Genomic DNA, 25,605 nt, shown 5'->3' on the forward strand with positions numbered 1-25,605 from the left:
TGACGTATTACAATCATTATCGTGGTCAGTGGAATTTAAAGAAGCTGCCGCCTGTAAAATACAGACAGCAGCTTCAACAAGTTTCCTAGTCTTTTTCAAAATGTCCTTTACAAAGGGTACACTTTATCGGAAGCTGGTTGTTTCTTTTTGTTCTATTAGAAATAGCGTACTATCTTCCCCATTCTTCATTTAGGATTGCGTAGTAGTATTCATCCCACCACTCGTCCCCATAAGGAATGCATTTTTTGAAAAAGCCTTCTTTTCTCATACCGATTTTCTCCATAATGCGATAGGAAGCAATATTTTCAGGCTGGCAAGTTGCGATGATTCGGTGTAATCCCATTTTTTCAAAACCGTATTTCAATGTAGCAAAAGCCGCTTCTGTCGCATACCCTTTATTAAAATAAGTTGGATTAAACACCCAGCCGATTTCATATGTATGATTACCAAAATATGGATGAAAAGCTAAATGTCCGATTAATTGTCCATTCTCTTTCAAACAGACTGGGAAATGTCTTGCTTCATCCCCAATATTTTCAGCTACAAATTTCCTCGCTTCTTCAATTGTTTGAACTTCCTCCGGTAAATAATGCATCACTTCATTTTGAGAAGTATAGGCAAATAAACTTGGAACATCGGATGGTTCAAAATCTCGAATAATTAGTCGATCTGTTTCAATCATCATCAGTATCCCCTCCAATCATTAAAAAAATCCAACTAGCTTCATTTTTAGTTGATAACTAGTTGGATCGTGTTTTATGAAATAACACCTAATTCTTTTCCTACTTTTTCGTAAATCGCTAATGCATCATCTAACATTTCTTTTGTATGTGCTGCAGTTGGCATATTACGAACGCGTCCTGTACCTTTTGGAACTGTTGGGAATACGATTGATTTCGCGTAAACGCCTTCTTCAATTAATCGTTTTGAGAATTGCTGTGTCAATGTCTCATCACCAATAATACAAGGTGTGATTGGTGTTTCTGAATGACCGATATTAAAGCCTAATTTCTCTAATCCGGCTTTTAAATAATCGCCATTTTCCCAAAGTAGATCATGTAATTCTGTTGAATCAATGATCATTTGAACAGCTGCAGTAATTGCTGCTACATCTGCTGGTGGTAATGCTGTCGAGAATAGGAATGGACGAGAACGTACTTTCAACCAATCAATGACGTTTTGTTTACCTGCTACATAACCGCCAACTACGCCGATTGCTTTTGAAAGTGTTCCAATTTGGAAGTCGATTTCATTTTGAAGTCCAAAATGTTTCACTGTGCCTTTTCCTTTACCTGTAACGCCTGAACCATGCGCATCATCAACATATGTGATTAAATCAAATTCTTTTGCGATTTCTACAATTTCAGGTAATTTCGCAATATCGCCATCCATTGAGAATACACCATCTGTAATGACCATTACTTTATTGTATTGACCTGATTCCGTTGCTGCTTTTGCTTTCGCACGTAAATCTTCCATATCCGAGTGATTGAATGGAATAATTTTCGCTTTTGAAAGTCTGCAACCATCAATGATTGAAGCATGATTCAATTGATCTGAAAGAATCGCATCGTTTTTATCCATTACAGCTGAAATTGCTGCCATATTACAATTAAATCCTGATTGATATGAAATCGCAGCTTCTGTACCTTTGAATTCAGCAAGTTTCGCTTCTAATTTCACATGTAAATCTAATGTTCCGTTAATCGTACGTACAGCGCCAGCCCCTACGCCATACTCTTCAATCGTGTTTTTCGCGATTTCTTTTAATTGCTCATTCGTCGCTAAACCTAAGTAGTTATTAGAAGAAAGGTTGATTAGATTCTTCCCTTTTACTTTGATGATTGGACCATTTGGACCTTCTACTGGATCAATTTCATTGTAAAGACCTTGATCACGAAGTTGTTGTAAGTTTTCATCTACAAATGCATTTAAAATTTTAGACAATTGAATCATCCCCTCTATCAATATTACAGTCATTGTATCATAGTAACTCGATCATTTACACATGAAAACAACTGTTAAACCTTTGATATATCTAGGTTTAACTTTAAAGTAAAACACTTTTTCCACCTGAAATATACATTTGTATTATCCTATGAATTAATAAAAACAAATGTTTTTTATACGCATACAAAAAGCAGATTTCCCCTTCGAATTTGAGAAATCTGCATAAAAATTACGCTGTAATACGATTGTAGAATTTTTGACTATATTTAAACGATACTTGAATGACTGGTCCTAATACGAAGACCATAATAACTGTCCCTAAACCAATTGGGCCACCGATTAAATAACCGGCTACCGCAACGATGAATTCCATCCCTGTTCTCGCTACAGTAATACTTAATTTCATCTTTTCGACTGCAATTAGCATAAGACTATCTCGGGGACCTGCTCCAAGATTCGCTGTAATGTAAATGGCGTCGCCTATTCCTAAAATAATGACACCTGCAACAAAACAAGCAAGTTGCGCACCAGCCGTATGTACATCTGGAATAATGGCATTGAAAAAGTCGATAAAAGTACCTGTTAGTAGCATATTGGCGATCGTTCCAATTCTAGGCTTCTCTTTTAAAATAATTGCACTAAGTATAATAATAATTAACCCTATAATAATCGACCATGTACCAATTGTTAATCCTAAATTTTTATATAACCCGACATGGAGTACATCCCAAGAACCTACACCATATCGCTGTCCCTTAATTGTGAGCGCTACGCCGCAAGCTAAGATGGCTAAACCGCCAATGAAAAATGCCCAACGTAGACCATAGTGTTTTTTCATAATTCCTCCATAAAAAAAGTCGCTCCCTTTTCGGGAACAACCTGATTGTGTTGTATTGATCAGACAAATGCTATTGTATCAGAGTTTTTAAAGGATTAACAAGTAATCGAACCGAATTTAGCTTGAGCTGCTTGTTCTAAAAACTTCGGTGCGATGCAGATTTGCATACCTCTTTTACCTGCACTAATAAAAATTTCATCTTGTAATAAAGCCGCTTCATCTACAACTGTAGGATATTGCTTTTTCATACCAATTGGTGAACAACCGCCTCGAATATAGCCTGTATTTGCGAGTAAATCGCGCACATGTAGCATTTCGATTTTTTTCTCTCCGACAAATTTAGCTGCTGCTTTCAAATCTAACTCTTTCGCTACCGGGATGACAAAAACATAAAGCTGTTTTTTCATTGAAGTTGCTACGAGTGTTTTAAAAACCGTTTCGACTGGTTGCCCAATTTCTTCTGCTGCCGTGACACCATCTAAATGTTCTTCATTAATCTCATATTCTTTTAAAGAGTACGGGATTTTCTTTTGATCCAGTAAGCGTACCGCATTCGTTTTTTGAATCTTTTTCGCCATTATTTCACGTCCTTACGCTGTGCGATAAATCATCGGCTGCAACACTTTGAAGCCGCCTTTTGCCATCGACATTTGGAATTGATATGTCGCAATGGCTTTCTCCGTCAATCTTTCACGCGCCATTTGCTTCGCATCTTTTAACTGCACATTAGGTAGATCTGGTAATTTCGTTTCTGGTAGTAAGTGAATCGACACATCATGATTTAACATCATTTCAGTAGGCGTTACTGCTGGGTTTTCAGCTGCTGTTAAGTCATCTTCCAATCTTTTTTGCTGCTGTAAATTTTCAATTGTTTTTTGTAATTCGGAGTGGTCTTCCTTCTCCTTTTTCCCCGTCAATAAATCCACTAATTCTTCCATTGCTGGATTTTTAGTTGTTTCAAAATACTTAGCATTTTTCTTGTATGCATGATCCACGTTTTTAACTGTTAATAATTTCTTACGTGCTTCCACTTCTGTAAAGCGATTATTAAGTAATGATGCTAAACGCATACGATTCACTCCTTTCCACGAATATAGTTACCATTATTTTACCACTTTTCGCCCATCTTCAAAACCAACTAATGTCACGTATTAGCACTCTATTCGTAGTGAATACTTGGTACTAATTTGACTATTCTATTAAAGATGAAACACCTATAAATAGAGATACCATTGATAATATATTGTTAAAATCAATAAAAATGATTCACCTCAAGTGAAATAATTCTCTCAAAATAGAAAAAAGACTATAATCTGATGAAAACAGGTCATAGTCTTTTGCACTTACTTAATCTTCTTTATTACCAAAAAGTTTTGCCAGCGCATCTGCCATTGCAGTGTTTTCTGGTTCTTCTTGTTTTTTCATATATTTATTAACATCTTGTTTCGAAACTTTTTTATTTCCTGTTTCTTTTTTACGTTTTTCGAAAGCTGATAATTTTTCACGATGGCCACATTTACATGCGAACATTCTGCCATCACCTTCGCCACGTAATTCTAATTTCTTATGACATACCGGGCAGCGGGCATTCGTAACTGTTGAGATTTTTTTCTTATTGCCACAAGTACGATCTGAACAAACGAGCATTTTGCCACGTTTACCATTCACTTCTAACATTGGTTTTCCACATTCTGAACAAACCTTGCCTGAAATATTATCATGTTTGAATTTTTGATCGCTTTTCTTAATGTCTGAAATCGATTTTTTCGTAAATTCGATCATATCATTAATAAAGTCGGCTTTTTTCGCCTGACCTTTGGCAATTTTATTTAATTCTGTTTCCCATTCGGCTGTTAATGCAGGTGATTTTAAGCCTTCAGGTGCTAAATCTAATAATTGGCGACCTTTTGAAGTTGTGTATAAGTCCTTACCTTTTTTCTCAATAACAAATGACTTGAATAACTTCTCAATAATATCGGCACGCGTCGCAACTGTACCGATTCCGCCTGTTTCTTTTAATGTTTTTACTAATTCCTTCGATTCATCCCCCATAAATTGAGAAGGATTTTCCATCGCAGCTAGTAAAGTTCCTTCATTAAAACGTGCTGGAGGTTTCGTCTCGCCATTTGTCATTGCGATGCCACGTAATTCGATTTCTTCGCCTTTTTTAAATACAGGTAATGAGCGCTCATTTGAACTTTCATCTTCTTGTAAGTAAACAGCTTTCCAACCTTCATCACGCACCGTATTCCCTTTCGCAGAAAATTGTTCATTGCCAACTTTCATTGAAACGACTGTTTGATCGTATTGATAAGGTCCGTAAAACACTGCTAAAAAGCGTTTCACAATCATATCGTATAATTTATATTCTTTATCTGAAAGCGCACGTAAATTAACCGGTTCTTCCGTCGGTATAATCGCATGGTGATCGGATACTAATGCGTCATTAATAACACCATTTTGAGCTTGTGGTTTCCCTTTGCTCAAAATTTTATTTGCAGCTGCACGATTGTCGCCCACCGCTGCTGATTTAATGCGATCTGCTAATGTATCACGCATATCAGAAGTAAGATGTTTTGAATCGGTACGAGGGTATGTCACGATTTTATATTGTTCATATAAATTTTGTAGCGTAGACAAAGTCTCTTTGGCCGACCAACCCCAACGTTTATGCGATTCTTTTTGCAATTCCGTTAAATCGAATAAGCTAGGCGCAGGCGTTTTTTTCGGCGTCGTTTTAACATCTGTAATTTGCCCTGTTTTCTCTGCATCTAATGCTTTCATAGTTTGCTCTACTTTTTCTTTATTAAATGAATTCGATTGATTCGTTCCTTGTTCATGCCAAGTGAATGTCGCAGAATTCGTCAAAGTTTGTAGGCCGTAAAATGTTTTCGATTTGAAATTTTTAATTTGCTGTTCACGATTTGCAATCATCGCCAAAGTAGGTGTTTGTACACGACCTGTTGATAACTGTGCATTATGCTTCACCGTTAACGCTCTCGTCGCATTAATACCAACAACCCAGTCAGCTTCTGCTCGAGCAACTGCCGCTTCAAATAAATGCTCATACTGACGACCATCTTTTAAATTATTGAAACCATCTTTAATCGCCTTATCGGTTACAGAAGAAATCCACAGACGTTTTACAGGTTTGCGTGATTTTGCTTTTATTAAAATCCAACGCGCTACAAGTTCCCCTTCACGCCCTGCATCTGTCGCAATAATAATTTGATTCACGTCATTACGATTTAATTGTGTTTTCACCGCATTGAATTGCTTCGTCGTTTGACGAATTGGTACGAGTTTAAATGGATCTGGAATAATCGGTAAATCCTCCATTTTCCACTCTTTAAAACTTTGATTGTACTGCTCTGGATCTGCATGTGTTACTAAGTGACCTAAAGCCCAAGTAACGATATATTGATCGCCTTCTAAAAACCCATTTCCTTTTTTACCGCATTTTAATACGCGGGCAATATCTCTTGCTACGGAAGGTTTTTCAGCGATTACTAATGATTTTGACATGATTCCGCTCCTCTCAATATGTCCTTATTATAAAGCATTATCGTATTGTCATACAGTAGTTCCTATTTTCTACCTATCGTAAAGTAATTTAAAGAAAATAAAAAAACGACCACTCGTTAAAAAGTAGTCGCTTTCTCTCATTAATGTTGATCAATCGGCGTTTTCGGTAAGTCAGCACTTAGCGCACAGTATTTTACGAATACGCGAGCCAATTCTTGTAATCGCTCATGTACATTTTCATCAATAATGTGGTTATCTGCGTCAAAATGACTTGCATGTGTATACACATAGTTCGGTGTCACAAGCGCGCGGAAATAATCAAGAATCGGTTTTAATTGGTTTTCCACAACTAAATGATGTTGATAAGTTCCGCCATTTGCTACAATTGATACTGGTTTATAGCGTAGTGCTTTCGGATTTAAGAAATCAAATGCATTTTTTAATACACCAGGAATCGATCCTTGGAAAATAGGTGTCGCAAAAATATAGCCATCTGCTTCTTCAATTTTACGAACCATCTCTTGCATTCCCGCATTATATTGATCAAACGGACGACCATCTACGATTTGATGCTCGTAGTTTGCAAAAGTTAAAATTTCAAGCTCCAATTTAGAATCAAATTGTTCGATATATGTTTTTACTTCTTCTAGGATCGCACCTGTTTTTCTACCTAATACTGTGCCATCAACTAATAGAATTTTCATGTGTCGTACCTCCAAGTTCTTTAATACTTATTCAATTGTATCAAAAGCACATTCTTTTCAATAGAAATATTGTTTCTAGAAAGGACAAATCAGTCTTTAGACGGAAACGAAATATTGCGTTCTTTTCTATCTATAATGTCCTGTGTTACAATTAATTTAATGAGTATTAAAATAAAATGCTAATGCATTTTTTCAATAAAGGAGCGCATGAAAATGGCAACTAAATCTGAAATCGAGTATCAAATTCTTGAACTAAAAAGTGACTACATCCGTCAACAAGGTGATATTGAAAAACTAGAATCAACTGGTTTTCCACAAATGATCATCAAGGCTGAAGAACGTCTAAAAGATATGGAAGCACAATTAGCAGCATTGAATGAAGAATTAGCAAAATTTTAATCAAACTTTAGATTGTCTAAAATCCTATTCTTCGCTCGTTCATCTGAAGTGAATAGCGAACGGACTTTAGGCAATTTTTATTTTTAGGAGGAAACGATTTTTTATGGCAATTTTAACAGTAGATAAGTTGGCGCACACTTTTGGTGATCGCACACTTTTCAAAGATGTATCTTTCCGAATTGTTGAAGGCGAGCATGTTGGGCTAGTCGGCGCAAACGGTGTTGGTAAATCAACGATGATGAGTATTTTAACTGGGCAATTAATTCACGATGAAGGTCGCGTTGAGTGGCTTCCGAATACACATTACGGTTATTTAGACCAACATGCTGTATTAACGCCTGGTCGTTCTATGCGTGATACTTTAGGGGATGCATTCCTACCTTTATATAAAAAGGAAGAAGAACTTAATGACATCGCGAATAAAATGGGTGAAGCTACCCCCGAAGAATTAGAAGTGTTATTAGAAGAGATGGCTGCCATTCAAGATGCTCTTGATGCAGGCGATTTTTACACTTTAGATATGAAAATTGAAGAAGTAGCACGTGGTCTTGGTCTTGATGCAATCGGTTTAGACCGTGATGTAACAGCTCTTTCAGGTGGTCAACGTACGAAATTACTTTTAGCGAAACTTCTATTAGAGAAGCCAAAAGTTCTATTACTAGATGAGCCTACCAACTATCTTGATGAAGAGCATATTACTTGGTTGAAAAACTATTTAAAAGAATATCCACATGCATTCCTTTTAATTTCACATGATGTTGAATTTATGAATGATGTTGTAGGTGTTATTTTCCATTTAGAATTTTCAAAACTATCTCGTTACACAGCGACTTATGAGAAATTCTTAGAGTTAGCTGAGATGAACAAACGTCAACATCTTGATGCTTATGAAAAGCAACAAGACTTCATTAAAAAACAAGAAACATTCATCCAAAAAAATAAGGCGCGTTTCTCGACTACTGGTCGTGCAAAATCTCGTCAAAAACAATTGGATCGTATGGAACGTATCGATCGCCCTGAAACAGCAGCAAAACCACAGTTTGCTTTTAAAGAATCTCGTAGTTCAAGCCGTTATGTCGTGGAAGCGAAAGATTTAGTCATCGGTTATGATAAACCACTTTTACCACCACTTACTTTTGAAATCGAACGTGGCGAAAAAATCGCACTTGTCGGTATGAACGGTGTCGGTAAATCAACTTTACTAAAAACTATGCTTGGTAAGATCAAACCACTTGATGGTGATGTACAACGCGGCGACTTCCTATTCCCTTCTTACTTCGAACAAGAAGTAAAAGGCGGTAACGAAACGCCAATCGATGTAGTTTGGAATGCCTTCCCTTCATTAGAACAAGGTACGATTCGCGCATTATTAGCGAAAACAGGCTTGAAAAACGAACATATTTCTCGTCCAATGGCTCACTTATCAGGGGGCGAACAATCAAAAGTACGTCTATGCCTACTAATGATGGAAGAATCGAACTGGATGTTATTCGATGAACCGACAAACCACTTAGACGTAGATGCGAAAGAAGAATTAAAACGTGCCATGAAAGAATATAAAGGCACAATCATCCTTGTCAGTCACGAACCTGAATTTTATGAAGGTCTTGTAACGAAAGTATGGGATGTAGCAGAATGGTTCTCTAAAGGACATCAATAAACATTAACCAAAGTTGTGCTGAGCAACTTTGGTTTTTTTGTAGAATTAATGGCTTTATCGACTTAAAAGTAAAATTTAGTAAATATAACATTTTTTTGAAATAACGTTTTTTTCATGTTACGATTACTTTACAGATTGAAAGGAGTCCATTCATGAAATCACAGAAAACCGTTAAAATAAGTTTGCTTTCCATTAGTATTATTCTCGGTGTTCTATCTTATTTATTGTTTTTCGTAAATATTCTTCCGATGTTTTTCGCAAACATGGAAAATATCGAAAAAAATATTTTAGCAATTCTCATTATTATTTTCGCTCATTATTCATTATTAACAATTATTTTTAATGTTGATCAAAAAATTGAACGAATTTTGCTCTTTGTACTCTATCTCGTCGTATTAATCTTCGGTTTATTGCGTCCAGATCAGCAAAATTTTGGTGAAACAGGTTCTTTTGCATGGAATCCACTTGGTTTTGTCGCAGATATACAAAATGACAATCTCTCTTTGATCATCATGTTCATTAATATTGCCATCTTGATTCCGATGTACTTTTTATTATCATACGCTACTAGATTAAAAAGTTTTCTATCAAAATTAATCGTATTTGAACTATTCATTGTCGCGATTGAATTATTACAAGCAAAATTACTTCTAGGGATTTTCGATTTATCGGATCTCCTATTGTACAATATCGGATTTTTCCTCGGCGCAATTATCGCTGCTCCATTTTTATTGGTATTACGCAAAAGAAAAAACAAGGCATTCCAAATAAATAAGACTGAATTAGAAGATAATTTGTAATATTTGAATCTTTTCACCCTTTTCATTCGTTATATATATAAGAACATTGGCAAAAGAGTTCGAAATAGCAACAGATTGGCATACGCATTAATACAGATTAAGGTTTCGTATTTGCACCTTACATTTGTGTAATATTACTGATTTATGCACGTTTCTTCATCTTTTTGTCACGAAAATGTAATTGACTTATAAATATCTTATTGGTAAGATATAAATATAATAACAAGAGAGAAAGAGGTAATGAACATGACTGTTACAATTTATACACAAACGAGCTGCACATCTTCAAAAAAGGCACTACAATGGTTAACTGAAAATGAAATTCCGTATATTGAAAAACGCATTACATCTGAGGCTCTTACTTTACCAGAATTTAAAAAGATCCTTGGCATGACTGAAGATGGTACAGATGAGATCATCTCAACAAACTCAAAAGACTACAAAAACTTACATTGCGATATTAATCAGTTATCGATTAAAGAACTTTATAGTATTATAAAAGAACATCCAAAAATGCTACGTAGCCCAATTTTAATTGACGATAAACGTCTACAAGTTGGTTATAACGAAATGGATATCCGTCGTTTTATCCCTCGTAAAGTACGTGCTTATGAATTATTTGAAATGCAACGCTTATCAAATGAGTTTTGAATGAATAGCTTTGGAGATGAGTTAAATGATGAATAAAGAAAACAAAGAGCACAGCATATCTTCGCTTTTTGAAATTGCTGCTGCTCTTGAGCGTAAATGGGCAAATGAATGGAATAGTCACAACAATATTGGTTTTTCAAAAACTCATATTTTGTTACTTGATATTTTAGAAGCAAATGGGCCAGTGCGTCCATCCGATTTAGCTGAAAAACTTCATGTTACGACTGGCGGTGTGACCGTCCTCACTACGAAATTGATTAATGCTGGGTATATTAAAAAGACGAAAAACGAGTCTGATCGCCGAGCTTATCAACTTGAAATTACTGAGGACGGTATTACGCAGTTGGATTTAGCTTATGAACATATTGATTTAATGGTACATCGTATGTTTGGTATGCTCTCTGAAGAAGAAGTCGATTCACTTCGCAAAATTTTTACAAAACTATTACTCGGTTAATTGAACACAGTCATGTTCGAAAACCACCTAACACTTATTGGCCTTCACAAAGATGTGACGGTTTTTAATATGTGCTAGGTGGCTTTTTTTATGTACGAGAAATAGAGTAATCGCGGCATGATTACTCTACTTCAATCTATATAAACTCACAGTTAGGTAACTGTAGAGAAAGGGGGGCAATTTTTACGCTGGTAAAATTGCTGATGCAGTCGTTACGTCGTTCAGCATCATTTCTTTTAAGCGTTGTTTCGCGCGGAATAGACGAGATTTCACTGTACCGATTGAAACTTTCATAATTTCAGCGATTTCTACTAGCGAATATTGATTTACGTAGAAATACAATAAAGTGTTGCGGTAAATGCCATCTAGTTCGTTGATTTTTGATTGAACAAGACTGGCTACATCTTCCTTTTCAATTAATTCTTCAGTTGTTAGTTCATTATTGGGAACTAAATCTAGGATCGGTACGTCTAGAGTATCAGGTTGGTTCATCATATATTTGCTGCGGCGAACATTTTTGCGATAGCGGTCGCGGAAAGTGTTCATGCAAATTGTTGTTAACCAAGCTTTCAAGTGGTCGACTTGTGCAACGTATGATTCATAGCGTACAACTTTAACCCATACTTCTTGCATTAAGTCCTCTGCTTCTGCTTTATTTCTAGTTAATTTTAAGCATAAATGATATATATAGCGGTTATATTCTTCATAAACTGTTTCAAGTTGAATTGTCATTTTTAAAACCTCCAATTAGTTTTCGTTCGTTTTGATATTCTTATTATCTCCGAAACGAACCTTACGCTCTATCGGTTTTGCTTTCACTTTCATTACAAACTTGTAAGGTAAGCAACCTTTTCGTGTAAGCAGTCATAGTGCGTTTTATGAAGGACTTCTTGAGCAGCACATAAAAAAGATCATGCAATCCCCCCTCGTCAATGATTCGAGTTAGGTGTATTGCGTGATCTTTTTCGTTTTATTTGGCAAATTGGATATATTGAACCTTATGTATCTAAGAATAAAAAACCATTATATGGTATTATTAGATTATTAGCTATCACGAATTTTCATACGATTACTTTGTTTAATACTAATTTATTGAGGTGACTAATATGAAAAAATACATTTATTCAGGGATTCTTCTTGGTACAATTATTGCCTTAGTTGGATATAATACAAACTCTGTTATTGAAGACAAAGCAAAAGAAAGCAAAACGGAATTTATTACTAATGAGGTAATGATTAATAATCAAACTTTACCGAGTGATTCTAAATTACCTAAAGTCTTAAACCAAGAACAAAAAAAGAACATTATAAAGAATATACTAAAATCGTAAAACAGATTAATGCTCTAGATGGTACAAATCACTTAGAACTTAGCCCAATCGAGGAGTTTGCTGATGAAGATTGGGTTGAACCTGCTAAATTCCGAGAAACAGCTTATGATCGTGCGCATTGGGAATTTACTTCAAATGCTTATGGCGGAGATTTAGAATAATAAACAAGAAATAATTAGTAGGTTTTGGATTTTCAAAGAAAAAGCGTTAGTGAAGTTTAGACATTCATCTTTTGAGTAGATGATTGTTTTCCTCACTAACGCTTTTTTTAAGGGTTTTGATCTGGTTTAATCAGATTTGGTTGTTTCTTACCAAAGGTTGGTTTCAATTCTGTAAAGATAATCGCGAGCAATATTAATGCTGCTCCGACAATCATGCGTCCTGTTAATACTTCGTGTAAGAAGATGACTGAGAAAATCATACCGAACAGCGACTCCATTGAAAGGATAATTGCTCCTTGAGTTGCTGTTGTGTATTTGAAAGCAATGTTTTGGAATAAATATGCCACGATTGTTGAGAAAATTGCTAAGTAAACAATTGCGTATACTCCGCCAGATTCTACTGATGTAGGAATGTCGCCTCTTACTAAGACTACTATCACACTGATCGTTGCTGCAGAAACAAATTGCATAATCGTAATTAAAATCGCATCATCATTTTGAACAAATTTATTCGTGTAAAAAATATCAAAAGCGAAAGCAACTGCACATAGTAAAGTTAAAATATCCCCAATATTCATTGTGAATGAACTTTGTAATGAGAGTAAACCGATCCCTATTAAAGCTGTAAATGCTCCAATAATTTCAAAACGATCAATTTTTCTTTTGTATACTGCAAATGCAATTAAAGGTACGATTAGTACATTTACTGCCGTTAAGAAAGCATTTTTCGATGCAGTTGTATGTTCCAGTCCGACTGTTTGAAGTACGAAACCTGTATATAAAATCGCTCCGAGGATTGCCCCTTTGACTATGATTCTTTTATTAATTTGTTTTAATTTATAACTAAAAATGATTAATAGTAAAATTGCTGCTAATAAAAATCGTCCAGCCATTAGTTGATGGGCGTTAAAATAATCAAGACCGATGTCTGTAACTACGAAACCACTACCCCAAACAACGGCTGTCACCATTAGCATCATTACACCAATATGTTGTTTCATCGTTCTCCTCCTCTAGCTTTAACTAGAATACCATGTAAAGAGAACAAATTGGTTCATCTATTTTCTAAAAATACCCCTCAATCTTTGTAATTTTTACAAAGGATGATGCTGAAGTAAGAGATACAATAAGATTACCTGACTTAAACTACTGTAAAACTTAAAATCCGTCGCATTTGGTGCAATGATTTGCTTAATCTTCCCTAGTCGATAACGGACGGTATTCGGATGACAAAATTGATCATTCGCCATCTCCTTAATATTCCCCTCATATAAAATAAAAGAAATCGCTGTTTCTAATAAATGCTCCGTCGTCTCAAGTGATGTAATGGACTGTTCAATAAATTTCTCTGCGAATGCACGATCTTGGCGAACAAGTTGAATGAGTAACTGCTCCGACTGTAAATCAGCGTATAAACACGCCACTTCACTGTACACTTTAGCAAAAATACTAGAATAATAGGCTTCTTTCAAAGCTTCTGCTAATTCATCTGCTGTCTCACATATACTGCTTCCACCTAAATGAATCTTACTCAAATCCCAATTGAATAATTGAAGTAAACTATGCATTTTTTCGTGGAAAGGATAGTTCACATCATTATTCGTCATTACGATAATCAATTTGTCTTTGTAATAGCTAAGTAACCCTGTTCGTAGGAAAGGTTCAAAATGGAAAAGATTCTCCTCCAATTTCTCATCACTTTGAATACAAACAGCATACATATATTTTTCAAATGGTTTACTCATTTGTCGAATGATATTTTGAAGTTGTTCTTCAGTCATCTCATTTTCAATTAATTGTGTAATACTACTTTCTAAAAAGTCCGTTTGCGAAGATTTATTGCGATAATCCATCGCTTGAAAAATAATATCTTCAAAAAATTCATCGCCGCCAAATTTCAAAATGGGTAGTCGATGTTTTTCAGCCAATTGCAATACTTCTTCAGGCAATTGCTCATAAATGACCGGCTTATATGCTAATGCACTAACTTTTAACTCCGCTAATTTCGAAACCATCTCAAAAAGTAAATTAGCATCATCTTTAGCAAATAATAAACTTGTTAATACTAGACTGTTCTCTGTAAACATTTGATCTCGCAAATTATTAAATTCCTGCATAAATTCAAAATCGAGTATTTCAACGTTCTTCATCGTGCGTTCTAAATCATGATGCCCAGTCTCAACTTTGAAATCTTTCGTAATGGGCAATTCTAAAAAATTCTTTACGGTCATTACCATATTTTCACCCCATTTACTTCTACTTTTAATTTAAGCGATTTAATAGAAGGAAATCAAGGCTGAGTGATATTACGTAAGCCGAAATATATGCTATACTATGGCTACAATCTGTTAGAAAAGAGGGACTAAATATGGATCAATTAAAGCAATTAGACCAATTTTTCGCTGAAAATCGCGAAAGACATTTAGAAGAAATGAAGGAATTTATCTCAATTCCAAGTATAAGTTCTCTTTCAGAACATAAACCAGACATGAGAAAAGCTGCTGACCATTTAGCAAACTTATTGAAAAAAGCTGGAATGGAGAATATTCAAGTACGTGATACTGCAGGTCATCCGGTTGTAACTGCTGATTGGTTACACGCTGAAAATCGCCCGACAGTTCTTGTATATGGCCATTATGATGTGCAACCAGTAGATCCAATCGAATTATGGGATTCTGAACCATTCAAACCCGAAATTCGCGATAATATCATGTATGGTCGTGGTTCAAGTGATGATAAAGGACAAGTATTCATGCACGTAAAAGTGTTAGAAGCGATGTTACAAACTGAAGAAAAATTACCAGTAAACGTAAAACTACTTGTGGAAGGCGAAGAAGAAATCGGTAGTGTGCATCTTGATGGATTCATCGAGGAACATAAAGAAGAATTAGCAGCTGACTTAGTATTAATCTCTGATACAGCTTTATACGCTCCTGGAAAACCAGCAGTATGTTATGCATTACGAGGATTAACAGGCGTACAAATTAATGTATCTGGTGCAAAAGGCGATCTTCACTCAGGTATTTACGGTGGTGGCGTTCAAAACCCAATCCACGCACTTGCTGACATTTTAGCTTCATTCCACGATGAACACGGTACGATCAAAGTTGAAGGATTCTACGATTCTGTTCGTCAATTAACTGCTGAAGAACGTGCTGCATTTGCTGAACTTGATTTTGATGAAGAAGGTATTAAATCTGAAGCCGGTGTTACAGAATTATTCGGTGAAGAAGGATTTACTTATCTTGAACAAACTTGGGCTCGTCCAACATTAGAAGTGAATGGTGTATTCGGTGGCTTTGCTGGAGAAGGTATTAAAACTGTACTTCCTGCAAAAGCTGGCGCAAAAATCACTTGTCGCTTAGTTCCTGACCAAGATCCATATGAAATTGTAAAATTACTTCGTCAACATATCGAAGCGAATAAACCTGCAGGCGTTGATATTGAAGTAACTGAATTCGATAAAGGGAAACCATTCATCACACCAATGGATCATCCACTAATTCAAGCTGCTGGTCGCTCATATGAAACACAGTATAATGAGAAAACAGCTTATATTCGTGCAGGTGGTTCGATTCCAATCGTTTCAACATTCGATGAAATCTTAGGCACTCCTGTAGTTATGATGGGCTTCGGTCTATCAACTGAAAACTTCCATGCGCCGAATGAACATTTCCACTTAGAAAATTTTGATAAAGGACTTCGTGTTGTAAGTGACTACTTCCACGAAATCAAAGATTACTCAAAGTAATATTTTTCAGAAAAGAAATTGCCATGTGTAATTTCTTTTTTTATTGGATGGCAATATGAATCGAGATTGAACCGTCCACTTCGTATTTTTCAAAATCGTATGTGTAGGCACGGCGAATCTCTGACGCTTCTTCTTCTGACCAAATCTTTTGCCAAGTATTGAATACACCGATTGGATCCGCGCTATTTACTTCATATGTTTTGTAGTTTGTAAGAACATCAATTTTCAAATCATTCTTTTCGCTTTCTCGATATGCACCAACTGTATAATCCCCCATATAATTACTCGCATAATCACTATATACGCCGTAAAGAACCTCGCCGTTTTCAACATTTTTAGAAGCTTCATTCCATAGTTGATCAAATTTCGCAGCCATTTGAGTATCTTTAAAGTTATTCGTCCGAATTTCATATAATTTCTCTAATTGAATCATTGTCATCACTCTTTCCACTAATTTATTGTTACTTAAATCATATACGAACATTCGTTCTATTACAAGCGAAATAAAAAAAAACGCCGATTAATTTATAATCGACGTTTTTCATTCAATTGTATTAGAAGAAAGTAACAAATTCTTCTACAGATTTTTTAGGTTTGTCATTTGGAATTGCATCAAAATGTCCGAATTGTAACATTGAAATTGGACGTTCTCCCGCTTCAACACCTAATGCTTTAAGGAATTCAGGTTTTTCTAACCAACCTGGCGTTTTCCAACAAGTGCCGATGCCTTCATCCCATGCTAATAATTGTGCATTTTGGATAAAGCTACTTGCAGCCGCATAGTCTTCTAAACGCTCTTTTTGACGTAAGTCTTGAGGCATAATGATGAACGCTACCGCTCCTGGCGTCGTAAATTTCGCCATTTTTTTCGATACTTCTTCTTCAGGAAGCTCTTTCCAATTTGGCACGACAAATTCACGAATGACATCCGCTAGTTTTTGTAAACCTTCATCCACTGCTAATACAACACGCCAAGGTTGACGATTACCATGGTTTGGCGCCCATTTTGCTTCTTCAAAAATAGCTAAAACTTCTTCTTTATTTACCGGTTCACCGTTAAATAATTTAATCGAGCGACGCTCACGAATCGCTTGTTTAACTGATAAAGATTTTTCACTCATGTCCCCAGCTCCTCTGTTTCGATCGCCTCTATTTTTGGGCAATTTTATACCTTTTTACCTTACCATGTTTCTTCAAAAAGGAATAGTTTCTACCCCTTTTTGAAAAGTTTTCCTGGCCAGTAAGCGTATTTCCCAAGAACTGTTGTTAATGCTGGTACAAGTAAAGGACGCACAATGAATGTATCCATCAAAATACCAAGCGCCGTAACAATACCAAACTGTACGAGTACTTGAATTGGTAATGTGCCTAAAACAGCGAAAGTCCCTGCTAATATTAGACCTGCTGATGTGATGACACTTCCTGTATGAATGACACCTTCTTGAATCGCCAATTTATGCGGTTTACCTTCTTTACGATTTTTCCATATTTCTGAAATCATAAAGATATTGTAATCCTCACCAAGTGCGACTAAAAATACGAATGCATACAGTGGAATTGAGCCTTGAATCGCATCCACACCCATAATGTAATGAAGAACAATCCAACCCGCTCCTAAAGCTGCTCCGTATGATAAAACAACTGTCGCAACAAGGTAGAATGTCGCTGTAATTGAACGTAAATAGACGAATAATAATAATGCAATTAATGCGATCATCGCTGGCATAATCACCGATTCATCACGCTCAATCGTCTTCATCTCATCATATTGCGAAGCTGTTTCGCCACCAACCCATACTTTTGCTTTTTCACCTGTTTCTTTTTCAACAAGTGATTGTACCTCTTTTTTGATTTTCGGTACTGCTTGTAGCGCTTCTGGTGAATATGGATTCTCTTTTAAACTGACTTCGTATAATTGAAGATTTTTATTCTCCTTACTTTGTTGAGGCTCTTTAACCGATTCAATTTCCTTCAAATCTGTTAATTGTTTTTGAAGATTTAACCCTTCCCCTTTCGTATCAACGACAACTTTCATTGGCGCTAATTCACCAGCAGAGAAATTCTCCTCAATTAATGTGAATCCTTCTCGTGAACTCGTATCTTCTGGGAATGACGATAATAAGTCAAATGTATATTGAATTTTCGGTGTGAATGAAGCAAGTCCACCTAATACAATAATTGTTGCTAAAATAACCGTCCAAGGTTTCGATGTGACGAAATGACCAATTTTTTTGCCATATTTATGTTTTGGCTCATGGCGTTTCGCAGGTTTATTTTTCTTCTCAGCATATTCTTGAGCTAATTTCTCGGTACGAGGAACGAATGGATAAAATGCTACTCGACCAAAGATTACGAGCAATGCAGGTAATACAATTAATGCTGTAAAGCCCATTAATAACACACCAAAACTAAATGGTACTGCAAAGCGCTCAAACGCTCCGTAATTAGCTAATGCTAATGTCGCAAGTCCTAAAACAACGGTTAAGGCACTCATCATAATCGCGCCGCCAGACTCTTTCATCGCTTGTTTCATCGCATCGAATTGATTTTCTACTTTTAATAAAATTTCTCGATATTTCGAAATGAGGAATAAACAATAATCCGTACCCGCTCCAAATAATAAAACGGTCATGATGGATACTGCCTGTGCATCTTTATCGATCCAACCATGCTCAGCCATAAAGCCAAGTAACGGCGAAATGACACCATACGCCATCCCTACTGCTACTAATGGAATAATCGCTAATAATGGCGAACGATAGATGAGAATTAATAATACGAGTACAAGTAAAACTGTTGCACCCATTAATTTAAAGTCTGCATTTTTGAAAAGCCCTGTTGCATCTAAAGAGATTCCAACAGGTCCTGAATAGCGTAAACTTAAGTTTTTCGCATCTTCATAGTTTCCTGTTGTTTTCACATTTAAATCAGCAACGACTTTCTCAATTTCGTCGACACCTTTACTTAATGCATCAGTTGTCGCATTCTCATTAAAGAATACAGGTGTCACAATTGTGGAGCCATTTTCTGAAGCAGTCGCTTGAAGCTGCTGTGGTGGTACTTTACTTAAAGGTGGCACGAGTGATTGTTCCTTCACTGGCTCACTTTCTAATGATTGGTATAATTTCTGAATCTCTGCATAGTCAGTCGATTTTAAACCGCCATCTCTATGCCAAACGAGTAATAATGGAATGCCTGAATTATCTGGAAAATTCTCATCGATTACTTTTGCGGCTTGAAGTGAAGCTGAACTTTCTGGTAAATTGTCTGCATTTTTATTATCAATGCTATTAATTTGCGGCATCGTAAATGATAGAACAACTACGAGTAAAACCCAAAATACGAGTGTGATCCAGCGACTCTTTTTGCTCGCAACAAGTTGGCCCCATGCCTCAAACGGATGTTTCTTCATCAAATTCCTCCCTTAATTTTATGTTCCACCCAATTATATATACTCAAGGGTTAATTAATCAAACATTTATTGTATATATGCTATAATATGAATATTTATATGATGAAAGTGAGTGATTTCAAATGGGAGATTCCAAGCGAAATCTGGGTAGACCGCGTCAGCAAGAACACGCAGTCCCTACAAAAGTGAGAGTTTTATCTACAGCTGTTTCTTTATTTGTTGAACAAGGGTATAAAAATGTAGCGATGGATGATGTCGCTTTGCGCTGTAATGTGACGAAAGCGACCGTTTATTACTACTACTCGACAAAAGCTGAATTGTTTACCGCTGCATTTGAAGCGCTAATGTCTAGGATTCGAAATAGTTCCATGGAGATTTTATCGACAGAAGAACCTTTTGAAAAAAGGCTTGAAAATTTAGTAACGATTTTCACATATGCGACTGTAAATATTGATGTAGATAATTTTATTAAAGAAGCGACACCCAGCCTATCCGTCGATCAATTATTGAAAATTGAAGACTGTAAAAACACGATGTATGACGGCATCGAAACTTGTTTTATTCGAGAAGCAGAAAACGGAATTTTACCAAAGGAAAATACTAAATTTTTCACCCATACTTTCCTCGCTTTACTGACAATGAGTAAGCAAAGAGACCGCGAAGGAAAAGGGTTTTTCGAAACACCTGAAGAAACAGCTAAACAAGTTGTACGCTTTTTCTGGGCTGGTGTACAGAATGGGAAATAAAGGCGAAAATGACTTTTATTTTTTTCCGAATTCGGCATATTGCCATTTTTATTTGATACAATGAGAGTATTAAGAATTTGCTCGTAATGTTAGCAATGTAGAAAGGGTGTAATATGAAGTGACACAACATGCCGAAAACGAAATTAATGACGCAATAAAATTATGTGATGCGAAAGGTAATTTGAATCCTGCCGCAATTGGATACGCTAGAAAACCGGTGATTCAAAGTAATTTAAAGGGTCACTTCATGCGAAAGAAAAAATGGAACTATTGGTGTGTATATGGTGATGATTTAATGTTTTCAGCAACGATTAGTCATCTAGATTATGCAGCCGTTTGTTTCGTCTACATCCTCGACTATGAAACACAGCGATTTTTTGAAAAATCAATTACACTTCCTCCAATTGGAAAGAAAGTTCAACTTTCAGAACATGTTTTAGAAACAGCACTTTGCAATCATAGCGATATGAAAATTCAATTTTTGCATGATGGCAATAATGAAACGCAAATGACGGTGACGATCCCAGATTTCGATGGCGAGGTACTTCATGCCGATTTAACGATTCACCATCCTGAAGAAGATGATTCATTAAATGTTGTCATTCCTTGGAATCGCCAAACTTTCCAATTTACTGCGAAGCACCATTCATTGCCTACTGAAGGCTATGTGAAAATTGGGGATAAACGCTACACTTTTGATGCCCATGAATCTTTCGCCGTTCTCGACTTCGGTCGTGGCGTATGGCCTCGCGAGTCTACTTGGAATTGGGCAATGGCTTCACAAAAATGTCGTGGTCATCGTATCGGCTTAAACTTCGGTGGGCAATGGACGGATGGCACAGGCATGACGGAAAATGCGTTTTTCTATGATGGTGTGATGACGAAAATTCATGAAGATGTAATCTTTGAATATGACGAGCAGGATTTCACAAAATGTTGGTCGATTCGTACGAAGTTTTCGGATGATGTTCACCTTGTATTTAAGCCTTTTTTCGAAAGAATTTCTAATTCAGATGCCAAACTAATTCAATCAAATGTGCATCAATTATTTGGCTATTTCGACGGCTATGTTCGTACGGAAACAGGTCAAACGATTCCAATTCGCCAAATGCTCGGCGCTTCAGAGGTGCATAAAGCAAAATGGTAATCGACGAAAATAAATGCCCGATCTGCGGCCATTACAATGCCTGTGGACGAAACGACCCATCTTGCTGGTGTGTCACAAAAGAGATTCCGAAGTCTCTTTTTGAACAAATACCACCCCAGCTACTTCATAAACAATGTATTTGTTTGAAATGCATTGATGAAGCAACTAAAAATATTGAAGATTGATCTAAAGTAATATAGGATCAATCTTTTTTATTTTGTTCTATTATATATTTTGGGATCTTAAAACAATTCACGTTGTAACTTTCAGAAATAATCATATTCCACTTTTATTAAAGTCATTCAAATACTGAAGAATTGTCTTCAAAAGTTATAAACGCAATGCACATGGGTATATCCGATTGGCGGTATCAGTTTCTTAGTTAGTTTTATCTTAAGAAAAAAGCTGGATCCACAAGAAGTAAACTCATGATCAAAAAAAGAACCCACCGCTCAAACTAATTTGAAGGTAAGTTCTTGAAAAACATTTATGATCTTTTGCTTCTTTTACTTAGCAAAAGGTCATAAATTAAAGCAATAATCAAAGCGAAAAATAATATATTTCTGATCCAATCTAACATATTATTATTTGGATAAATGATTGGCAAAATAATAAATACGACTAGAAAGATACCGATGAATGATAGTGTGATTTTATTCATACATTAACCTCCGATCTTTCGTAAATCCAACTCCATATAAATAATACCAAAAAAAAAAATAGTTCAATTTTTTCCATATAATACATATTTTAATTTTTCTAGTATCAAAAAAGCAGCAAAACCTAACTTGAGGTTTTCGCTGCTTTTTTCTCGCGATGTGCGTACATTAATTCAGGTTGGTCTGTGAAGATTGCTTCAACGCCAAGTGATTCCATAACATCATAATCTTCTACTTTATTCACTGTGTAGACTCGGAATACGCTTCCCTTCTCAATATCTTGGCGAATAACGCCTCTTTTCGCTGCTTCCATTGAGATATGAAGTGAATTTGAGCCGATTCTTTCGCCATATTCATGTAAATTAACGAGAATTTTTTCAAATAATACGCCAACTAGATTAGATGGCGCTTTTTGTAATAAAGATTCCACCATCGTATGGTCGAAGGATGAATACATAATTCGATCCGCCATCCCAAGTCGATTCACAAGGTCCAACACATCATCTTCAATATTCGGATATGCTACGACATCTGTTTTAATTTCTAAATTGATGACATGATGTGTCTGTTGGAATACGCATAACACTTCTTCCAAAGTAGGAATTTTTGCGCCCGCAAACTCCTCGCCCTTCCAACTTCCAAAATCCAGTTCACGTAATTCCTCAAATGTATGATCTTTTAAATGTCCCTTACCATTCGAAGTACGGTGGATCCGCTCATCATGATTTACGACAAGTACACCATCTTTCGTGCGCTGTACATCCAATTCCACACCTTCAACAGGCAGTTTCGCCGCTGCTTCAAATGCTACTAATGTATTTTCTGGGTATTTACCCGCATACCCTCTATGTGCAAAAATCTTCATAATCAGTCACCTCTTAAATCTATTGTATGTAAGTAGTATTGATTTTTCACTGAATTTTTGCAAATTTAATGTAAAAACCGTAAATTTTGGTCAATGGATTGGCCCGACAAAAAAACTTGCGATGGTCACATTTTCGAATATAAAGTACACTATGATATACTTTACAATAGAAGTTTTCCAAAGAAAAAAAGAATTACAATCTACTGAATTGGGAAAGTACTGGTCGGAAATAATATACACCGATTCATTGCGTGTTAAAACGAAATTTCGGATCGGAGGATTTTTTATGTCTAATCAACACCCTGAATTTGAAAAAGAGCAACAACATTTAGCGTATGTAAAACACTTTATGCAAAGGCTTCTAACTGAATCTGAAGAAGATCTAGCCAATGCACAAGAAGTCATCCGAAACTCTATGGCGGATCTCGACTATTTAGATTCCAGTCTCGGATACTTGAATATATTAACGAATACTCGCTTTTTTGATATGGCGAGCAATCAACAAGAAGGGCTCGAAGCAATACGATCGAAGCCTTATTTTGCGCGCATTCATTTTGAAAAAGAGGGAGAACCTGATGAAAAATTATATATCGGAAAAACCTCTCTTTTCGATAAGGAAACGCAAGAACCTGTAATCGTCGATTGGCGTTCCCCTGTTTCGAATGTTTACTATGACGGGCGATTGGGCGACATTACGTATATGGTAAATGACGAAGAAAATAAAGGTCATCTCTATTCAAAAAGACAGTATAAAATTGAAGATGGCAAACTTCTCGACGTGCGCGATATTGATTTAACAACGAATGACGAACTGCTTCAAGATGCACTTGAAGGCAAAGCAGACGTGCGCCTTACTGAAATCGTATCGACAATCCAAGCAGAACAAAATGAAATAATTCGAGCGCATTTACGCCAACCAATCATCGTGCAAGGTGCTGCTGGTTCTGGTAAAACAACGATTGCCTTGCATAGAATTTCTTACTTCCTCTACACGATGGGCGAGCATTTTGATGCGAAGGAACTTATGATTCTAGCACCAAATAAACTGTTCATCGATTATATTTCAGATGTACTTCCTGAACTCGGTGTCGGTGGCATTTGCCAAACTACTTTTGAAGAGTATGTACAAAACGCGACGAAAACAAAATTCAAACTGACAAATCCCACGCTTATTCTTGAATCACTTATTTCCAATGAGGCCAATGAAGATTTACTATGGGTGACAAAATTAAAAGGTTCTCTCGAATACCGCGATATGATGGATCACGTCGTCGACAATGTAGTCGCTGAAGTTGGCGAACTTTTTGAAGATGTTTATTTGGAAAAATATCGTATTCTTCGAGGGTCTCGTCTAAAAAAACTTTTCGTTGAAGAGTATGCTTATATGCCTGTCGAAAAACGAATCCAAAAAATCCGAAGTATTATTCAAAGTCATGTAAAACAAAAGTCGAAAAAAATATTATACGACCTTTATAAAAAATATGATGAAATCTTAGGCCGTTCATTGAATATTTTTGATGATGATCGTCGTAAAAAAGAAGTAACGCATTGGATTGATGAGCGTGATGAAAGAATGCCAGCGATCGAAGCGGAAGCTAAAACGGTTACGACAAAATATATGAAACGTTTCAGCAAATACAATGTAAAAAAACTGTATCGTCAATTTTTAACGGATTCAGATTTACTCGCTTCGACTACGCCTGATTGGACGAAAAAGCAGCGTCAAACTTTCTTGAAATTTCATGAAAAAGAAAGATGGGCAGTTGAAGATTTAACTGCATTTTACTACTTGTTTGCTAAAATGAAAGGCATTCCCGATGCGTGGAAAATGCGCGTTGTATTCATTGACGAAGTGCAGGATTATAGCTTATTCCAACTTGCCGCATTGAAAGATGCATTGGAGACAGATATGTTCACAATGGTTGGTGATTTAGCGCAAGGGATTCATAGTTATCGTTCATTAAATGATTGGCAACCGGTTCGCGAATTATTCCCTCGTGCTAGCTATAAAACATTACAAAAAAGTTATCGTACAACGATCGAAATTATGGCTTATGCGAATGCAATCTTAAGTGGCATGGATGAAGATTTACCAATGGTAGAGCCTGTTGTTCGTCATGGTCTTGAACCACAATTCCACGAGATGAAAACATTCGATTCAGCATTAATTGCTCAAATACATGGGTCGATTTTAAGCAATGGGCATCGTTCCATCGCTCTTATTTGTAAAACGATTGATGATGCGAGCCGAATTACTTCATTATTAGTTGAAAATGATATTAACGCTCAAAACTTAAATGATGCGACAGAAATTGATCAAAATGCTATTTTAGTCGTGCCAAGTCATCTATCTAAAGGGTTGGAATTTGATGCGGTTATCATCGTTGCGGATGAATCACCATTTGAAGATTCCGCTTTGGAACGAAAGCTTCTCTATGTTGCCATCACTCGTGCCATGCATGAACTTCATTTTGTAGGTGTGAAAAAAGAATACTTTTTACTGTAAATAAAAACATCTCCACTAGATGATTTCTCAATCTAGTAGAGAT

General features: G+C 36.1%; 26 protein-coding genes. 11 read left to right on the top strand and 15 right to left on the bottom strand.

Going from position 1 to position 25,605, the window contains the following annotated elements:
- Positions 1-169: 169 nt before the first annotated feature.
- The 7 genes from DF281_RS07220 to DF281_RS07250 form a co-directional block, all read right to left on the bottom strand.
- On the bottom strand, positions 170-685 hold the full coding sequence (locus DF281_RS07220; RefSeq protein ID WP_109349587.1) for a GNAT family N-acetyltransferase: 516 nt from the start codon (positions 683-685) through the stop codon (positions 170-172).
- A 71-nt stretch (positions 686-756) separates the two neighbouring features.
- A complete protein-coding gene (locus tag DF281_RS07225; protein ID WP_172461948.1) occupies positions 757-1,956 on the bottom strand; it encodes a glycine C-acetyltransferase in 1,200 nt (399 codons plus the stop codon).
- A gap of 223 nt (positions 1,957-2,179) precedes the next feature.
- Positions 2,180-2,788 carry a YczE/YyaS/YitT family protein gene (locus DF281_RS07230; protein WP_109349589.1) on the bottom strand — a complete coding sequence of 203 codons (609 nt, stop codon included), beginning with the start codon at positions 2,786-2,788 and terminating at the stop codon, positions 2,180-2,182.
- A 95-nt stretch (positions 2,789-2,883) separates the two neighbouring features.
- Entirely contained in the window at positions 2,884-3,366 is a 483-nt protein-coding gene (gene ybaK, locus DF281_RS07235) for a Cys-tRNA(Pro) deacylase (protein WP_109349590.1), read from the bottom strand.
- Positions 3,367-3,378: 12 nt separating this feature from the next.
- A complete protein-coding gene (locus DF281_RS07240; protein WP_109349591.1) occupies positions 3,379-3,858 on the bottom strand; it encodes a hypothetical protein in 480 nt (159 codons plus the stop codon).
- A 277-nt stretch (positions 3,859-4,135) separates the two neighbouring features.
- The gene (locus DF281_RS07245; RefSeq protein WP_109349592.1) at positions 4,136-6,313 is read right to left on the bottom strand and encodes a DNA topoisomerase III; all 2,178 of its coding nucleotides are present in this window, start codon (positions 6,311-6,313) and stop codon (positions 4,136-4,138) included.
- Between the two features lie 140 nt (positions 6,314-6,453).
- Entirely contained in the window at positions 6,454-7,017 is a 564-nt protein-coding gene (locus DF281_RS07250) for an NADPH-dependent FMN reductase (protein WP_109349593.1), read from the bottom strand.
- A gap of 213 nt (positions 7,018-7,230) precedes the next feature.
- Between DF281_RS07250 and DF281_RS07255 the strand changes: the two genes are divergently transcribed.
- The 5 genes from DF281_RS07255 to DF281_RS07275 all read left to right on the top strand — a co-directional run bounded on the left by DF281_RS07255 (position 7,231) and on the right by DF281_RS07275 (position 10,984).
- Positions 7,231-7,416 carry an SE1832 family protein gene (locus tag DF281_RS07255; RefSeq protein WP_109349594.1) on the top strand — a complete coding sequence of 62 codons (186 nt, stop codon included), beginning with the start codon at positions 7,231-7,233 and terminating at the stop codon, positions 7,414-7,416.
- Positions 7,417-7,519: 103 nt separating this feature from the next.
- Positions 7,520-9,076, top strand: a complete 1,557-nt coding sequence (locus DF281_RS07260; protein WP_109349595.1) for an ABC-F family ATP-binding cassette domain-containing protein — start codon at positions 7,520-7,522, stop codon at positions 9,074-9,076.
- A gap of 152 nt (positions 9,077-9,228) precedes the next feature.
- Entirely contained in the window at positions 9,229-9,876 is a 648-nt protein-coding gene (locus tag DF281_RS07265) for a VanZ family protein (RefSeq protein WP_109349596.1), read from the top strand.
- 246 nt (positions 9,877-10,122) lie between these two features.
- Positions 10,123-10,527: a transcriptional regulator Spx gene (gene spx / locus DF281_RS07270; protein ID WP_109349597.1), complete on the top strand. Its 405-nt coding sequence runs from the start codon at positions 10,123-10,125 to the stop codon at positions 10,525-10,527.
- A gap of 25 nt (positions 10,528-10,552) precedes the next feature.
- On the top strand, positions 10,553-10,984 hold the full coding sequence (locus DF281_RS07275) for a MarR family winged helix-turn-helix transcriptional regulator (protein WP_307725165.1): 432 nt from the start codon (positions 10,553-10,555) through the stop codon (positions 10,982-10,984).
- Positions 10,985-11,167: 183 nt separating this feature from the next.
- Here the strand turns inward: DF281_RS07275 and DF281_RS07280 are convergent, their stop codons facing one another.
- The gene (locus tag DF281_RS07280; protein ID WP_109349598.1) at positions 11,168-11,716 is read right to left on the bottom strand and encodes an RNA polymerase sigma factor; all 549 of its coding nucleotides are present in this window, start codon (positions 11,714-11,716) and stop codon (positions 11,168-11,170) included.
- Positions 11,717-12,090: 374 nt separating this feature from the next.
- Here DF281_RS07280 and DF281_RS07285 point away from each other — a divergent pair, with 374 nt between their 5' ends.
- Positions 12,091-12,315, top strand: coding sequence for a hypothetical protein (locus DF281_RS07285; RefSeq protein WP_109349599.1), 225 nt, complete (start codon positions 12,091-12,093; stop codon positions 12,313-12,315).
- A 268-nt stretch (positions 12,316-12,583) separates the two neighbouring features.
- Here the strand turns inward: DF281_RS07285 and DF281_RS07290 are convergent, their stop codons facing one another.
- Both DF281_RS07290 and DF281_RS07295 read right to left on the bottom strand, forming a co-directional pair.
- Positions 12,584-13,477, bottom strand: a complete 894-nt coding sequence (locus DF281_RS07290) for a DMT family transporter (RefSeq protein ID WP_109349600.1) — start codon at positions 13,475-13,477, stop codon at positions 12,584-12,586.
- 93 nt (positions 13,478-13,570) lie between these two features.
- Positions 13,571-14,713 carry a PucR family transcriptional regulator gene (locus DF281_RS07295; protein ID WP_109349601.1) on the bottom strand — a complete coding sequence of 381 codons (1,143 nt, stop codon included), beginning with the start codon at positions 14,711-14,713 and terminating at the stop codon, positions 13,571-13,573.
- A 131-nt stretch (positions 14,714-14,844) separates the two neighbouring features.
- Here DF281_RS07295 and DF281_RS07300 point away from each other — a divergent pair, with 131 nt between their 5' ends.
- Entirely contained in the window at positions 14,845-16,227 is a 1,383-nt protein-coding gene (locus tag DF281_RS07300) for a dipeptidase (protein ID WP_109349602.1), read from the top strand.
- Positions 16,228-16,267: 40 nt separating this feature from the next.
- Here the strand turns inward: DF281_RS07300 and DF281_RS07305 are convergent, their stop codons facing one another.
- The 3 genes from DF281_RS07305 to DF281_RS07315 all read right to left on the bottom strand — a co-directional run bounded on the left by DF281_RS07305 (position 16,268) and on the right by DF281_RS07315 (position 19,639).
- Positions 16,268-16,660, bottom strand: a complete 393-nt coding sequence (locus DF281_RS07305) for a GyrI-like domain-containing protein (RefSeq protein WP_109349603.1) — start codon at positions 16,658-16,660, stop codon at positions 16,268-16,270.
- A gap of 121 nt (positions 16,661-16,781) precedes the next feature.
- Positions 16,782-17,348, bottom strand: a complete 567-nt coding sequence (locus tag DF281_RS07310) for a nitroreductase family protein (RefSeq protein ID WP_109349604.1) — start codon at positions 17,346-17,348, stop codon at positions 16,782-16,784.
- 89 nt (positions 17,349-17,437) lie between these two features.
- Entirely contained in the window at positions 17,438-19,639 is a 2,202-nt protein-coding gene (locus DF281_RS07315; RefSeq protein ID WP_109349605.1) for an MMPL family transporter, read from the bottom strand.
- Positions 19,640-19,761: 122 nt separating this feature from the next.
- Here DF281_RS07315 and DF281_RS07320 point away from each other — a divergent pair, with 122 nt between their 5' ends.
- From DF281_RS07320 to DF281_RS15080, 3 genes are all read left to right on the top strand, one after another.
- A complete protein-coding gene (locus DF281_RS07320; RefSeq protein WP_109349606.1) occupies positions 19,762-20,385 on the top strand; it encodes a TetR/AcrR family transcriptional regulator in 624 nt (207 codons plus the stop codon).
- 118 nt (positions 20,386-20,503) lie between these two features.
- The gene (locus tag DF281_RS07325) at positions 20,504-21,532 is read left to right on the top strand and encodes a DUF2804 domain-containing protein (protein ID WP_109349607.1); all 1,029 of its coding nucleotides are present in this window, start codon (positions 20,504-20,506) and stop codon (positions 21,530-21,532) included.
- Complete coding sequence (locus DF281_RS15080; RefSeq protein ID WP_109349608.1) at positions 21,526-21,717, top strand: cysteine-rich CWC family protein; 192 nt, start codon at positions 21,526-21,528, stop codon at positions 21,715-21,717. The genes DF281_RS07325 and DF281_RS15080 overlap by 7 nt, the downstream gene beginning before the upstream one ends.
- A 302-nt stretch (positions 21,718-22,019) precedes the next feature.
- On the opposite strand, the gene DF281_RS14725 is transcribed toward DF281_RS15080, so the two are convergent.
- Together DF281_RS14725 and DF281_RS07335 are read right to left on the bottom strand one after the other, a co-directional pair.
- Positions 22,020-22,193: a hypothetical protein gene (locus DF281_RS14725; protein ID WP_166636102.1), complete on the bottom strand. Its 174-nt coding sequence runs from the start codon at positions 22,191-22,193 to the stop codon at positions 22,020-22,022.
- A gap of 122 nt (positions 22,194-22,315) precedes the next feature.
- On the bottom strand, positions 22,316-23,056 hold the full coding sequence (locus tag DF281_RS07335) for a glycerophosphodiester phosphodiesterase (RefSeq protein WP_109349609.1): 741 nt from the start codon (positions 23,054-23,056) through the stop codon (positions 22,316-22,318).
- Positions 23,057-23,342: 286 nt separating this feature from the next.
- Between DF281_RS07335 and helD the strand changes: the two genes are divergently transcribed.
- Complete coding sequence (gene helD, locus DF281_RS07340) at positions 23,343-25,562, top strand: RNA polymerase recycling motor HelD (RefSeq protein WP_109349610.1); 2,220 nt, start codon at positions 23,343-23,345, stop codon at positions 25,560-25,562.
- The last annotated feature ends 43 nt before the right edge of the window (positions 25,563-25,605 follow it).

Source organism: Kurthia zopfii, from assembly GCF_003143955.1.
Classification (GTDB): Bacteria; Bacillota; Bacilli; order Bacillales_A; family Planococcaceae; genus Kurthia; species Kurthia zopfii.